Annotated in this window: 15 protein-coding genes; 8 read left to right on the top strand and 7 right to left on the bottom strand. The window is 49.3% G+C overall.

Annotated elements, in window-relative coordinates:
- Positions 1–8 precede the first annotated feature (8 nt).
- From KTR06_RS03640 to KTR06_RS03610, 7 genes are read left to right on the top strand one after another with little or no spacing between them, the layout of a single operon-like run.
- Entirely contained in the window at positions 9–491 is a 483-nt protein-coding gene (locus tag KTR06_RS03640; protein WP_016278606.1) for a DNA N-6-adenine-methyltransferase, read from the top strand.
- Between the two features lie 7 nt (positions 492–498).
- Positions 499–1,650, top strand: a complete 1,152-nt coding sequence (traM, locus tag KTR06_RS03635) for a conjugative transposon protein TraM (RefSeq protein WP_016278607.1) — start codon at positions 499–501, stop codon at positions 1,648–1,650.
- Between the two features lie 11 nt (positions 1,651–1,661).
- Complete coding sequence (locus tag KTR06_RS03630) at positions 1,662–2,465, top strand: site-specific DNA-methyltransferase (protein WP_016278608.1); 804 nt, start codon at positions 1,662–1,664, stop codon at positions 2,463–2,465.
- Between the two features lie 20 nt (positions 2,466–2,485).
- The gene (gene traN, locus KTR06_RS03625; RefSeq protein ID WP_008669736.1) at positions 2,486–3,337 is read left to right on the top strand and encodes a conjugative transposon protein TraN; all 852 of its coding nucleotides are present in this window, start codon (positions 2,486–2,488) and stop codon (positions 3,335–3,337) included.
- The gene (locus KTR06_RS03620) at positions 3,334–3,858 is read left to right on the top strand and encodes a hypothetical protein (protein WP_008782493.1); all 525 of its coding nucleotides are present in this window, start codon (positions 3,334–3,336) and stop codon (positions 3,856–3,858) included. Before traN ends, KTR06_RS03620 begins: the two co-directional genes overlap by 4 nt.
- Before the next feature lie 25 nt (positions 3,859–3,883).
- The gene (locus tag KTR06_RS03615) at positions 3,884–4,540 is read left to right on the top strand and encodes a hypothetical protein (protein WP_008782492.1); all 657 of its coding nucleotides are present in this window, start codon (positions 3,884–3,886) and stop codon (positions 4,538–4,540) included.
- A gap of 28 nt (positions 4,541–4,568) precedes the next feature.
- Positions 4,569–6,755, top strand: coding sequence for a type IV secretory system conjugative DNA transfer family protein (locus tag KTR06_RS03610; protein ID WP_008782491.1), 2,187 nt, complete (start codon positions 4,569–4,571; stop codon positions 6,753–6,755).
- A 107-nt stretch (positions 6,756–6,862) separates the two neighbouring features.
- Here the strand turns inward: KTR06_RS03610 and KTR06_RS03605 are convergent, their stop codons facing one another.
- On the bottom strand, positions 6,863–8,077 hold the full coding sequence (locus tag KTR06_RS03605; protein ID WP_016278609.1) for a PDDEXK nuclease domain-containing protein: 1,215 nt from the start codon (positions 8,075–8,077) through the stop codon (positions 6,863–6,865).
- A 55-nt stretch (positions 8,078–8,132) separates the two neighbouring features.
- On the opposite strand from KTR06_RS03605, the gene KTR06_RS03600 reads away from it, so the two are divergent.
- Positions 8,133–8,297 carry a hypothetical protein gene (locus tag KTR06_RS03600; protein ID WP_167330597.1) on the top strand — a complete coding sequence of 55 codons (165 nt, stop codon included), beginning with the start codon at positions 8,133–8,135 and terminating at the stop codon, positions 8,295–8,297.
- A gap of 148 nt (positions 8,298–8,445) precedes the next feature.
- Here KTR06_RS03600 and KTR06_RS03595 read toward each other — a convergent pair whose 3' ends face one another.
- The 6 genes from KTR06_RS03595 to KTR06_RS03570 all read right to left on the bottom strand — a co-directional run bounded on the left by KTR06_RS03595 (position 8,446) and on the right by KTR06_RS03570 (position 13,035).
- Positions 8,446–8,820 carry a hypothetical protein gene (locus tag KTR06_RS03595; protein ID WP_032939541.1) on the bottom strand — a complete coding sequence of 125 codons (375 nt, stop codon included), beginning with the start codon at positions 8,818–8,820 and terminating at the stop codon, positions 8,446–8,448.
- A gap of 32 nt (positions 8,821–8,852) precedes the next feature.
- Positions 8,853–9,125, bottom strand: coding sequence for a hypothetical protein (locus KTR06_RS03590; protein WP_004301325.1), 273 nt, complete (start codon positions 9,123–9,125; stop codon positions 8,853–8,855).
- A 7-nt stretch (positions 9,126–9,132) separates the two neighbouring features.
- The gene (locus KTR06_RS03585) at positions 9,133–9,408 is read right to left on the bottom strand and encodes a hypothetical protein (RefSeq protein WP_008669723.1); all 276 of its coding nucleotides are present in this window, start codon (positions 9,406–9,408) and stop codon (positions 9,133–9,135) included.
- Between the two features lie 445 nt (positions 9,409–9,853).
- Entirely contained in the window at positions 9,854–11,590 is a 1,737-nt protein-coding gene (locus KTR06_RS03580; protein WP_089503706.1) for a ParB/RepB/Spo0J family partition protein, read from the bottom strand.
- A gap of 427 nt (positions 11,591–12,017) precedes the next feature.
- Positions 12,018–12,272: a hypothetical protein gene (locus KTR06_RS03575; RefSeq protein ID WP_008669718.1), complete on the bottom strand. Its 255-nt coding sequence runs from the start codon at positions 12,270–12,272 to the stop codon at positions 12,018–12,020.
- Between the two features lie 7 nt (positions 12,273–12,279).
- A complete protein-coding gene (locus KTR06_RS03570) occupies positions 12,280–13,035 on the bottom strand; it encodes a ParA family protein (RefSeq protein ID WP_008669717.1) in 756 nt (251 codons plus the stop codon).
- Between the last annotated feature and the right edge of the window lie 73 nt (positions 13,036–13,108).

Genomic DNA, 13,108 nt, shown 5'->3' with positions numbered 1-13,108 from the left:
GAGTGCTTATGAATACACGATTTGAAAAATCAGTCCGCTCGTCGGACGAATGGTACACCCCGAAGGAAGTGTTGAAAGCGTTAGGCAGGTTCGACCTTGACCCTTGCGCCCCTGTCCGTCCGTTGTGGCCGACCGCCGAAGTCATGTATGACCGGAACATGAACGGATTGTCCCTGAAATGGGAAGGGCGTGTATGGCTCAATCCTCCGTACTCGCGTCCCCTTATCGAACAGTTTGTCCGAAAGCTGGCGGAACACGGCAACGGAATCGCGCTGTTGTTCAACCGTTGCGATTCCAAAATGTTTCAGGACGTCATTTTCGAGAAAGCGACGGGCATGAAATTCCTGCGCCACCGCATCCGGTTTTACCGCCCGGACGGAACACGCGGCGATTCTCCCGGTTGCGGCAGCATCCTGATCGCATTCGGAGTGGAAAACGCAGAAGTGCTGAAAAACTGCAGCATTGAAGGCAAGTATGTACAACTCAATTAAAAGATGTATGATGAAGATATTTGATAAAATCAATTTCAGGGAGCCGAAGTATATGCTTCCGGCTGTCCTGTATATCCCGCTTCTGGTTGCATCGTACTTCATCTTCGACCTGTTTCATACCGAAACGGCGGAGATTCCGGACAAGACGCTGCAGACAACGGAGTTTTTGAACCCCGATTTGCCGGATGCCCGGCTTAAAGGCGGTGACGGCATAGGCAGCAAGTACGAGAACATGGCCAAATCATGGGGTAAGATACAGGATTATTCCGCAGTGGATAACATAGAACGAGATGAACCCGATGACAACAAGGAAGAATATGAATCGCAATACACGGTGGACGACATCGCCTTGCTCGATGAGCAACAGCAGGAAAAGGCTGCGGCAGCGCAAATTGCCGATGCCAAGACACGCGAGCAAGAAGCTCTCGCGGAACTGGAGAAAGCCCTTGCCGAAGCAAGGTTGAGAGGACGCAATGAGGTATTACCGGCGACCGATACGGACAGTACCGCATCGGCGCAACCCACGACGGCAACCATAGAGGTCAAGGGAAAAATAGAGGAAGAGAGCCGTTCGGTAAAAGCCCCGTCAGAGAACGAACCGCCCAGCGAAGTGGTACGCAAGGTAAAGACGGCTTCGGATTACTTCAATACGCTTGCGGTCAATGCCCGTGAACCGAAACTGATAAAGGCCATTATCGACGAGGACATCAAGGCGATGGACGGCTCGCGTGTGCGGTTGCGTCTGCTCGACGACGTGGAGATCAACGAGTGCGTGGTCAAACGAGGGTCGTATCTGTATGCCACCATGAGCGGCTTCTCGTCGGGGCGTGTGAAGGGGAACATCACCAGCATTCTCATCGAGGACGAACTGGTGAAGGTCAGCCTGTCCCTTTACGATACGGACGGCATGGAAGGGCTTTATGTACCGAACAGCCAGTTCCGGGAAACGAGCAAGGATGTGGCAAGCGGTGCGGTGTCGGGGAATCTGAACATGAATACCGGCAGTTACGGCAACAGTCTCTCGCAATGGGGAATGCAAGCTGCTACGAATGCCTACCAGAAAACGAGCAACGCCATCGGCAAGGCTATCAAAAAGAATAAGGTAAAGCTGAAATACGGCACTTTCGTCTATCTGGTGAACGGACGTGAGAAACAGTAAAAACGGAAAACATGATAGAGATTGACAACATATATAATATGGACTGTATCGAGGGCATGAAGCTCATGGCGAACGGCAGTGTCGATGCCGTGATAGCGGATTTGCCTTACGGCGTGTTGAACCGTAGCAACAAGGCGGCACACTGGGACAGGCAGATACCGCTCGAAGCGTTGTGGGAACAGTACCGCAGGATTACCAAGCCGGGAAGCCCCGTTATCCTCTTTGCGCAGGGCATCTTCTCGGCGCGGCTCATGCTCTCGCAACCCCGGATGTGGCGGTATAACCTCGTGTGGCGGAAAGACCGGGTAACGGGTCACCTGAATGCCAACCGGATGCCGCTACGCCAGCATGAGGATATCATCGTGTTCTACGACCGTCAGCCGGTATATCATCCTCAGATGATGCCGTGTCCACCGGAACGGAAAAATCATGGACGGCGCAAGACGGACGGTTTCACGAACCGCTGTTACGGTGAAATGAAACTGGCTCCGGTACGTGTTGCCGAAGACAAGTACCCGACCTCTGTCATTTCCATACCCAAGGAACACAAGACAGGAGCATTCTATCATCCGACACAGAAGCCGGTAGCCTTGATAGAGTACCTGATACGCACCTATACCAACGAGGGCGATGTGGTGCTTGACAACTGCATCGGTTCGGGTACGACCGCCATTGCCGCCATCCGCACGGGACGGCATTACATCGGATTCGAGATTGAGCCGACGTATTGCGAAATTGCCGGACGACGGATTCGGGAGGAACTGGAACGTGGTCATGGGATTAAAGAAAGCGAAATAAGGGAAATAAAGAAATAAAAAATATCAACAGAAACGATATGAACAGGAAAATAATTGTAACGGCATTTCTTCTGGCGGCTGGACTTTTTGCCGCACGGGACGCACAGGCTCAGCGTACATACGAAGAGATGGAACGGCTGACGGTCAATGAACAGGTAACGACCGTCATCACAGCATCGGAGCCGGTCCGCTTCGTGGACATTTCCACCGACAAGGTGGCGGGCGACCAACCCATTGAAAACATCATCCGGTTGAAGCCCAAAGAGACGGGACACGAGGACGGTGAAGTGCTGGCCATCGTCACCATCGTAACGGAACGCTATCGCACGCAGTATGCACTCATCTACACCACGCGGATAAGCGAGGCGGTGGCAGACAAGGAAATTCAGCTACAGGAACGGGATGCCTACAACAATCCTACGGTCTCGATGTCCACAGCCGACATGGTGCGTTTTGCAAGACGGGTGTGGAACTCGCCCGCGAAAATCCGCAACGTGGCGACCAAGGCGCACCGAATGGTAATGCGCCTGAACAACATTTACTCGGTGGGCGACTACTTCTTCATCGACTTTTCCATCGAGAACAAAACGAACATCCGTTTCGACATCGACGAGATACGGGTGAAACTGTCGGACAAGAAACTTTCGAAGGCAACTAACGCGCAGACCATCGAGCTGACGCCTGCCCTGGTATTGGAACATGGCAAGACGTTCAAGCACGGCTACCGGAATGTGATTGTCGTGAAAAAGATGACCTTTCCGAACGACAAGCTGCTGACCATCGAAATGACGGAACAACAAATCAGCGGGCGCAATATCAGCCTTAACATCGACTACGAGGATGTGCTGTCGGCTGATTCATTTAACACAGCTTTATTGGAGGAGGAATGACGATGAAAAAGACGTTGAAAATAGTTTTGTTACTGATGCTTGTCTGCATAGGGTTTGCCACCAATGCCCATGCGCAACGCAACGGCGGCCGCCTCTCGCTCGGCGTGGGATTGCTGTATGAGAACGGCATGGACGTAACGCTTGCTTACGAGCATGAAATGAACTACCGTCATGCGTGGGAGTTCTTCGCCAACGGCTATCTGAAATGGACGGAATGTAAATCTTGCGGTCATATTTGTCCGGAATCCTTCTGGCGCAACTACCGCACTTATGGTTTCGGTGTGGCGTACAAACCTTGTGTGGTGCGTGGACGCAACCATTACGGCAACTTGCGTATCGGAGCTTCGGCAGGAAGCGACACGAACAAGTTTCTTGCCGGAATCCATGTGGGTTACGAGCACAATTATGTACTGCGGTCGGGATGCACACTGTTCTGGCAGGTCAAGAGTGACATGATGATAAAAGGGGCGGATTTGCTGCGGACAGGTATCGTGCTGGGTGTAAAACTGCCGATAAAATAAAGGAAAAACAAAAAACGGAAATGACATGATACGAAAGATTCAATGGTTTGCAATGGCAGTGGCGGCGGTATTGTGCGCTGCCTGTGACGCTCATATCGACGTACCCGATACGGCGGTACGTCCGGGGCATATTCTCTGCGAGGACGGCACGGCATTGTCCTATGCGCAGTATGAACAATCGGGGAAGCGGGCAATAGCGGTTGTCTTTGATACCGAACGCCGTGAAGGTACGGAAGGGAACGGCTATGCGGTTTACCTGTGGGACATCGCTCCGGTGGCATTCGCCGACAGCCTCGGTGTCGCACAAGGGACGTCGGCCGACATCGGGGCATTGGACGGGAACATGAACACCTTTTCGCTGTACGACACAAGGGAGACGGCTTCGCCTATGGCGGAAGCGGTCTTCGACCTGTGGCGGTACGGACAGAGTGCCTATATCCCGTCGGTGGCACAAATGCGGCTGCTGTATGCCGTCCGGGAAACCGTCAATCCTGTCATCGAACGGTGTGGCGGCCATCCGCTGCCGTTGGATGAAAACGACTGCTGGTACTGGACATCGACGGAAGTGTCCGGACAAGAGACGGCGAAAGCATGGCTTTACTCCACAGGAAGCGGTGCGATGCAGGAGACCCCGAAGATACAGGCACACAAGGTGAGGCCGATTATCACACTGAACAGGTAGGAACGAAAAGAGGGAAAGTACAAAGACAATGGAAGAAAGCAAAGAATTACAAGGGTTCTACAAGATATTCCGTGCGGTCATCTATATCTCCGTGCTGATGGAGTTCTTCGAGTATGCCATCGACCCTGCCATGCTCGACCACTGGGGTGGCATACTGATTGATATTCACGGGCGCATCAAGCGGTGGATGATTTACAATGACGGTAATCTTGTGTACAGCAAGATTGCGACGTTCCTGCTTATCTGCATCACCTGTATCGGCACGAGGAACAAGAAGCATCTGGAGTTCGATGCCCGGAGACAGGTGTTATATCCGCTAATCAGCGGACTGTTCCTGATTGTGTTCTCCGTGTGGTTGTACCATCATCCGATGGAAACGAGGCTCTACACGTTGCCACTAAATATCATCTTCTACATGGCGACCACGCTTGTCGGTGTGATATTGGTACATATCGCACTGGATAACATCTCGAAGTTCATAAAGGAGGGACTGGGTAAAGACCGGTTCAACTTCGAGAATGAAAGTTTCGAGCAGAGCGAAGAGAAGGTTGAGAACCAGTATAGCGTGAATATACCGATGCGGTACTATTACAAAGGTAAATTTCGCAAGGGATGGGTGTCGATAAGCAACTGTTTCAGAGGAACATGGGTAGTCGGAACTCCGGGCAGCGGTAAGACGTTCAGCATCATAGAACCGTTCATCCGCCAACATAGTGCCAAGGGCTTTGCGATGGTGGTCTATGACTACAAATTTCCGACACTTGCCACTAAACTTTACTATCATTACAAGAAAAACCAGAAGCTCGGCAAAGTGCCAAAAGGATGTAAGTTCAACATCATCAACTTCGTGGATGTGGAGTACAGCAAACGGGTGAACCCCATTCAGGCAAAGTACATCAATAATCTTGCGGCGGCAAGCGAAACGGCGGAAACCCTGTTGGAATCCCTGCAGAAAGGCAAGAAAGAGGGAGGCGGAGGCAGTGACCAGTTCTTTCAGACTTCTGCCGTGAACTTTCTTGCCGCCTGTATCTACTTTTTCGTGAACTACGAGCGGGAACCCTACGATGCAAACGGAAAGAAACTGTATGCGGAGAAACGGCAAGATCCGCAGACGAAGTTCTGGAAGCCGACGGGTGTCGTTCGTGACCGTGAGGGTGGCAGCATCGTGGAACCTGCCTATTGGCTGGGAAAATACTCGGATATGCCGCATATCCTTTCATTTCTCAATGAGAGCTACCAGACTATTTTTGAGGTACTGGAGACGGACAACGAGGTCGCGCCGTTGCTCGGCCCGTTCCAGACGGCCTTCAAGAACAAGGCGATGGAGCAGTTGGAAGGTATGATAGGTACGCTGCGTGTCTATACCAGCCGTTTGGCCACCAAAGAATCCTACTGGATATTCCACAAGGATGGGGACGACTTCGACCTGAAAGTTAGTGACCCCAAGTCACCCAGTTATCTGCTGATAGCCAACGATCCGGAAATGGAAAGTATCATCGGAGCGTTGAACGCTCTGATATTGAACCGTCTCGTTACCCGTGTGAACACCGGGCAGGGGAAGAATATTCCGGTCAGCATCATCGTGGATGAGCTGCCGACACTGTATTTCCACAAGATAGACCGACTGATAGGTACGGCGAGAAGCAACAAGGTAAGCGTGACATTGGGTTTTCAGGAGTTGCCGCAGTTGGAGGCTGACTACGGAAAAGTGGGAATGCAAAAAATCATCACGACGGTGGGTAACGTGGTGAGCGGTTCGGCTCGCTCGAAAGAGACATTGGAATGGCTGTCGAATGACATTTTCGGTAAAGTGGTACAAGTTAAGAAAGGTGTAACCATCGACCGGGACAAAACGAGTATCAATCTCAATGAGAACATGGACAGCCTTGTACCCGCCTCGAAAATTTCGGATATGGCGACGGGATGGATTTGCGGACAGACGGCCAGGGATTTCGTGAAGACGAAAACCGGTACGGGAGGCTCGATGAACATTCAGGAATCGGAAGAGTTCAAGACTACAAAGTTCTTCTGCAAGACGGATTTCGATATGAGGGAGATAAAAGCGGAGGAAGCGGCCTATGTACCTCTACCGAAGTTCTACACTTTCAAGTCGAGGGAGGAACGGGAACGCATCTTGTATAAAAATTTCATACAAGTCGGACAGGACGTAAAAGACATGATAGCGGATGTACTGAACAAGCGTGGGGCGAAATAAATCAAAATCCCTGCAATAATTTCGTGGTTATTGCAGGGATTTTTATATTCAATTTCAGTTACCCAAAATCTTGTGGGCATAAAGCCGGTTTTGCGGACGTAAATGAATTATCTGACAGTTTCCGATTGGGAATCATTTTCGGACAGCAAATTCTGTAATTTGTCGATGTCCGGTAGAGTCTTGCGTAGATTTTCAGGCATTTCTTGGGCTGTGCGATATGTCGCCACGCCCATAGGCTTATCATAGTCGCGCACCATGATTTCGACAAATTGGCGGTTAGCATCCTGACACAAGACGATACCGATTGAAGGGTTCTCGTGCGGTTTCTTGTCGGTCATATCATATACAGTCAGATAGCCACTAAGCTGTCCGAGATAATTCGGACGGAACTTGCCCCGTTTCAGCTCGACGATTACGCTGGCATTCAGCTCCCTGTTGAAGAATACAAGGTCGGCAAACATTTCCTCTCCGGCAACTATCAGGCGATGCTGACTGTCGATAAAAGTGAAGTCGTTTCCAAAACGGAGGATGAATTGCTTGATGTTGGCTACGATTTGGTTTTCGATGACCTTTTCGTTCCAGTCCTGTTCACGTTCTCCCACATTCTCCAAATTAACCATTTCGAGCATATACTCATCCTTGAACGCCAATGCCGCTTTTACGGCATAAGTGGCTTCGGGCAGCACTTGAAGGAAGTTGCTTGGCAAAGAGCCGCGATTTGAATAGATGTCTTCTTTCAAGTAATTTTTGAGAGAGGACAATGACCACGCATTTTGAGCGGCACAATGGATATAGAACAACCGTTCCGCGATGTCTTTTGAACGGGTCAGGATTTCGATATGATGCGAAAAGCTGATCTTGACAAAATCGTCCCAAGTAAATTCGGTATTGAACGGTTGCCCGATGAGTTGCAGCAGGAGATGCTCGTCAATATCTAATTCGTCCAACAGCGTTGGACGAATTAGATCCGTACCCTTTTTCGACGAATGGTTTTCCAATTCGCCCAACACTGTTGGACGAATTAAGAATGTCCTCCATTCTTCATAGAATGAGCGCATCCGTTTCAACCCCGATTCAGAAAAGCCGTGCAGACCGGGCAACTCCCGTTGAAGGAGCTTTGATATGGTAGGCAATGCTTTAGTACCCCAACAGCCGATGCGGGAATTTTCAGACACGAATTTACCCACTCCAAAATACAACGAGAGAGTTTCTTTGTTGACTGCAGCCGCACTTCTATACCGGCAGCGTTCGATGGCATGTTTGATTATCTCTACTGCCTCTGCATATTGTGTATAATCCGATGGGATAACCTGTTGTTCCATATATATACATTTTGTGCCGCAAAGGTACGAAAAAATACAGGAGATACAGGACGGAATGTCAACATATTATGGTGCCGCGTGGGTATTATTCCGTATTTTTCGTATTCCGGTGTCCGTATCAGACTCGTCTTTGCCAAGTGGCAAGGGCGGCAACATTTACCGAAGGAACTACAAGGGGGATATTGGAAATGACGGAGCCGGACAATCCCACAAGCCGTAACCAGATGTATGTAACGGTAAAAGTGGAACAAGAATTTCAAAAGTAAGTTTATAATAGGATATTGCGGCTTGGACGCATCCAACCTCATACAAACAACACTGCCCGCGTGAAAATGAGGGCAGTGTTATTTATATGGTAGTTCACTTATTTAGGCTCGTGTACCGCTTAAAAGTTCGGCAAGTTGCCGGTCGCAGAATTTATCGTATTCCTCTTTGTCTGTACCGCTTTCGACGGCTCGGTCAATGACATCGCCCAACTCGTCGAAGCATACTTCCTCATTGACGCACTCCGCACCGTTCTCTTTCAGTAGATATACTTCATAATAATCGGAGCCGTTGAGAGCGATAACGACATATCCGGCGTGTAACCGTCCGTTTACTTTGATCCGCAGTGCCGGCAATTCCCGGAATACCGTAGCGACAAACTCGCCGATTCCCCACGACATGAGAATGGGCATGGGTGTAAGTGATACCAACTGTTCTTTGATGGTCTGTGCAATGTGCATTACATACTCTTTGTTCATGATTTTGTTGTTTAGATGATTGTTGACTTGTTTTAGTTGAACCATTCGGGGTTATCCTCTTTTAATTCCGTGATGAGTTCATCGTCCGGTAATTTGAGGGTCTTCGCATCGGTAAAAAAGAAAACCTCGTCATATATTTGTTCGGCTTCCTTACTTGCAAAACCTTCGTTTTCGTCCTCGAAACTGCCCGGATGAAGTGCATCGAGCAGAGCGGTAGAGCCGATAAGTAGTTCTTCACCTTCGTTGGATTTCACGATACGGCAGATGTAGATATTGCCGTCAAATTGTAGTTCTTTCGTTTTCATACGTCTGTTATCTTAATGGGATGTGTTTCCCGTGAACCTTGAGGTATTCCATGATGCACTTCGCTTCCTCGTGCGATGCACGGTTGCGGTCATCGTAGTTGCGTGTCTCGTCCGCCATGACCACGATACACTCCTTGACCAGTCGGTAAAGGCTTTGCTGCAGTGTGGGGTGCATTTCGGGGATAGCGGCTGCAAACCGTTTGGGGTTGAAGCCGTAATCGTTCACTGCTCTTTCCCAGTCTTTGGCGAGCTGGTACTCCTTGCTTTCCTTGATATTGTCCATAATCTTGAATTTTAATGATTTGTTTTTTTCTTCCCTCCGTTCGATTCCTTTCTGTCGGAACCGCTTTGGGATTTTATGGATGCGGTACACGGTTGTCGGTACAGCTTCATACGGAAGGCTTTTCCTGTCAATTACTCTTTCTGAGGAAAGGAAGAATTTGCAGGAAATTCACTTTAAGCCGCCGGATCAAGCGCGACGGCCGACCTTTGCATCTGATAAAACCAAACCGGGACGGACTGACAGGGAATGAAGCCGGGGAAACGTTATAAAAGGGAAGTTGAAAATGGTAAAAAAGAGAGGGAACGGACGTTATGAATGGAGGAAGGGCGGGTGGTGACGGGTTCGTCAGAAAGTTAAAAGAGGTACTTGGGTCCTTTGTCCGGAGCATACAAAAATGAATAGAGGGCGGATTTCTCCCTCCCCCTATCCGTTATGACAACATTTGTCAGGCAGCTATTTCTTCCGCTTGCGGTTCGGTCTGTGCTTCCGCTTCGGGTTGCGGTTCATCGGGTTGTTCCGCTTCCTGCGTGGCTTGTTCCTGCAAAGCGGCTTTCTTTTCCTCGATGCGTTGGTGTCGCTTTTCGTACACTCCATTATATCCGTCTTGGATATTGGCAAGTTCTTCGGGCATATGCTTTTGGGCGAAGTCAAGCAACAGGGAGGCAGTGACGTTGTTGCCGAATGCGTCTTTGAAATTGGCAATCAGATAATCCCTGCGGATAACGGCTTTCTGCTTGGCGGTAAGGTTCTCGATGATGCGCATTTTGTCCTCGCTCGTAAGGTAGTAATAAGAGCCTTTATCTTCAATGCCTACCTCATTGAAATGCTCTTTGCGGAGTGAGGAGAGCAGGAAGAAATACACCATTTTCTCCTCGTCCTGTCCAAATTTGCGTTCTGACATATCGACCTCTAAAATCCGCTTTTTGGTGTCTTCAACGGTCTTTTCGAGGGCAATCTCCTTGTTGCGTTTGTCCTGCTTTTCCAACTTCTCGATAGGTGAAAGCGGCATTTCGGTTGCCGTACCGTTTGCGGTGGTAGCGGTATTTGCAACATAGCACAGTGTAATGTCGTTGCTCTCGATACGGAGATAGAGGGAGATTTCTCCTGCTTCGCTTCGGGTGCGGATTGCTTCGCATTTCTCGGTGTAGCCGTTCAATTTCTGCTCGTAATCCTTTTCTGCTTCCTCGTATTCCTCGGTGGTATCGTAATCCTCTTTTTGAGGAGCTTGGGGGCATTCGGGGTATTTCGTTGCATAGGTTTTAAGGCTTTCCACCTCGTAGCCCATAGCGGTAAGTCGGTCGATGACGGCTTCATTGTAATTGTAGCTTTCGTGGCAGAGGGGAACGGCAGGGTGCTGTTCCATGAGCCGCATAGCCTTTTCGGTAAGGTGCGATGTGTTCATTTCCACCAAGCAAGCACGGTTGGCGCAATTTCCGCAACTACCCTCACAGAATAACATCATGTTATTGGTATTGTGGGGACATGAAAGACAAAGGGTTTTGTCAAATGAATAGCGATTGAGGTCTGCGGTATATTGCCGTTCGATGCTCTGTGCCACCTCGGAGGCTTTCATGCCTCGCCAACTATTGTACTGCACTCCCTCTTTCAGATGTTGGTCGTACACCTCACGCTGTATCTCTTCCCCATAACGGCAGATTTCACTTGCCACACTGATTGTGATTTCGTCCTGCTCCAACAGCAAGGCGATTTCGGGTATCAAGGAAACGAATTTAAGTCGTGTACGGATATACGCTTCCGTCTTGCCGAACTGCACGGTCAAGGATTGGACATCGTGGCGACCGCTGTCTATGAGTTTTTGGTAGGCGTTGGCTTCCTCAATCGGGGTAACATCCTTGCGATGCAGGTTCTCGGTGATTGCCATTTCCTCGGCTGTCTCGTCGGAAATTTCCATGACGGTAGCCGGAATTTCCGTCAATTCAGCCATGAGGGAAGCACGGTATCTGCGTTCTCCAAAGACAATCTCGAAACGGTTGTCCGCAATGGGGCGCACACCGATAGGCTGAAGCACTCCCTGCTGACGGATACTCTCGGCAAGTTCCGCAAGGCTTGTCTCGTCAAAGTTCTTGCGTGGGTTGTAGTTACTTGGCTGAATGTTTGCCAATGCTACCGATGTGATGTTCTTCTCTACTGCTTGGGCTGCTGCTGTTGTTGCCATAATCATAAAATTTAATTGTTATTGAATTGATTTTCTTTTTTATCCCTCTTTTCGGTTCTTTTTTCTGCCTGAACCGCTTGGGATTTACAGATGCTTCAAGGGACTGACGAACAAGCTATTTTCAACGCTTTTTCCGGAAAATTACTCTTTCAAGGAAAGGAAGAATTTTACGAGAAATGCACTTCAAAGCGGTGAAATCAAGCGCGGCAGTCCAAATTTGCGTCTGGAAAACCAACCGGCGATGGCAGGAACGAGACCGGACAAGCGGTAAGCGGAATGGATAGAAAGGGAAATGCAGCCTTGCAGCTATAAGAGGCGAATAGAACAGGTAAACTGTCAGGGGATATAAATGGGAAAACCGCTACCTTGTGGACGTGTGTCATAAGATAGCGGTATTTGGTATAAAAGTCGATTGGGCGGCAAGCCGCCCTGGTTATTTCTCGTGCTTCTCCAGATATTCCTTCATCGCCTCGTTCACAATATTTCGGAGCGACATATTCTTTTCGATAGCGAGGTATTTCATCCGGGTATGGATGCTTTTGTCGATAACAAAATTGCAATGCACAGCAGGCTCTTTTTCCGTTTTGACCGGTGCAGGTTCTTTCTTTTGCGTGGACTTCCCGGTGGATGACAGCAAGCCGTCCAGTCCGCTTCTCATGCCGTTTTTCAATGAATCACTTTTGCTCATATCGTTTTTACTTTAATTTCAACACTTCTTTTGCTAACTCCATGTAGTCCTTTGCCCCGTTGCTGTTCTTGTTGTATTCAAAGATGTTCAGACCCTTTATCGGAGCTTCGGCCAATGCCACATTGTCCCGGATGACGGTCTTGAACACTTTGTCGCAGAACGATTCGCTGATGAGTTCCGCTACACTCTTGTTGAGCGTCTTGCGCTTGTCAAACTGTGTGATGACAATTCCGCCGATGTTCAGATTCGGGTTCAAACGGGTTTTGACAATCTCGATCACATTTGTAATCTTCGCCATTCCGCGCATGGCGAGGAACTGTGCTTGTACCGGAATAATCAGAAAGTCCGCCGATGTGAGGGCGTTCAGCGTCAGCAAACCCAGCGAGGGCGGACAGTCAATCAGGATATAGTCGAATTTCCGGCTCTCAAGCAATTTTGCAATCAGGCCTTTCAGTATCAGTTCCCGTCCCGGCTCGTTGATAAGCTCGGATTCCGCCGCTGACAAATCAAGGCAGGACGGAACAACGGAAAGACCATTTCCCAGCTCGAATGCCGGTAAGGGATATTCGCCTTTCATCGCTCCGTACACCGTCTGTTCCTCTTCGATGGAGAGACCGCAGGATTCCGTGAGGTTCGCCTGACCGTCCATGTCGATGAGCAACACTCGCTTTTTTTTCTGCTGCAATGCGGCAGCAAGATTGATGGTAGTAGTCGTTTTTCCGACACCACCCTTGTGGTTCAAAACTGCGATTATTTTTGTCATAATTTCATATCTTTATATCTGATACAAAGATACTACTATTTTTAGTATTTACTACGATTAGTGCATACTATTT

It is taken from the genome of Bacteroides sp. MSK.20.12, from assembly GCF_019052435.1.
In the GTDB taxonomy this organism is placed as follows: domain Bacteria; phylum Bacteroidota; class Bacteroidia; order Bacteroidales; family Bacteroidaceae; genus Bacteroides; species Bacteroides xylanisolvens.
The sequence above is the reverse complement of the archived record's forward strand: the minus strand, read 5'-3'. Positions and strand labels throughout refer to the sequence as shown.

Excerpts from the sequence above, each read along its gene's own strand:
- KTR06_RS03595 (WP_032939541.1), bottom strand. The coding sequence starts at position 8,820 with ATGAACAAAGAGTATGTAATGCACATTGCACAGACCATCAAAGAACAG.
- KTR06_RS03610 (WP_008782491.1), top strand. The coding sequence starts at position 4,569 with ATGGAAGAAAGCAAAGAATTACAAGGGTTCTACAAGATATTCCGTGCG.
- KTR06_RS03630 (WP_016278608.1), top strand. The coding sequence starts at position 1,662 with ATGATAGAGATTGACAACATATATAATATGGACTGTATCGAGGGCATG.
- traM (WP_016278607.1), top strand. The coding sequence starts at position 499 with ATGATGAAGATATTTGATAAAATCAATTTCAGGGAGCCGAAGTATATG.
- KTR06_RS03600 (WP_167330597.1), top strand. The coding sequence starts at position 8,133 with ATGTCAACATATTATGGTGCCGCGTGGGTATTATTCCGTATTTTTCGT.
- KTR06_RS03605 (WP_016278609.1), bottom strand. The coding sequence starts at position 8,077 with ATGGAACAACAGGTTATCCCATCGGATTATACACAATATGCAGAGGCA.
- KTR06_RS03570 (WP_008669717.1), bottom strand. The coding sequence starts at position 13,035 with ATGACAAAAATAATCGCAGTTTTGAACCACAAGGGTGGTGTCGGAAAA.
- KTR06_RS03580 (WP_089503706.1), bottom strand. The coding sequence starts at position 11,590 with ATGATTATGGCAACAACAGCAGCAGCCCAAGCAGTAGAGAAGAACATC.
- KTR06_RS03615 (WP_008782492.1), top strand. The coding sequence starts at position 3,884 with ATGATACGAAAGATTCAATGGTTTGCAATGGCAGTGGCGGCGGTATTG.
- KTR06_RS03590 (WP_004301325.1), bottom strand. The coding sequence starts at position 9,125 with ATGAAAACGAAAGAACTACAATTTGACGGCAATATCTACATCTGCCGT.
- KTR06_RS03620 (WP_008782493.1), top strand. The coding sequence starts at position 3,334 with ATGACGATGAAAAAGACGTTGAAAATAGTTTTGTTACTGATGCTTGTC.
- traN (WP_008669736.1), top strand. The coding sequence starts at position 2,486 with ATGAACAGGAAAATAATTGTAACGGCATTTCTTCTGGCGGCTGGACTT.
- KTR06_RS03585 (WP_008669723.1), bottom strand. The coding sequence starts at position 9,408 with ATGGACAATATCAAGGAAAGCAAGGAGTACCAGCTCGCCAAAGACTGG.
- KTR06_RS03640 (WP_016278606.1), top strand. The coding sequence starts at position 9 with ATGAATACACGATTTGAAAAATCAGTCCGCTCGTCGGACGAATGGTAC.
- KTR06_RS03575 (WP_008669718.1), bottom strand. The coding sequence starts at position 12,272 with ATGAGCAAAAGTGATTCATTGAAAAACGGCATGAGAAGCGGACTGGAC.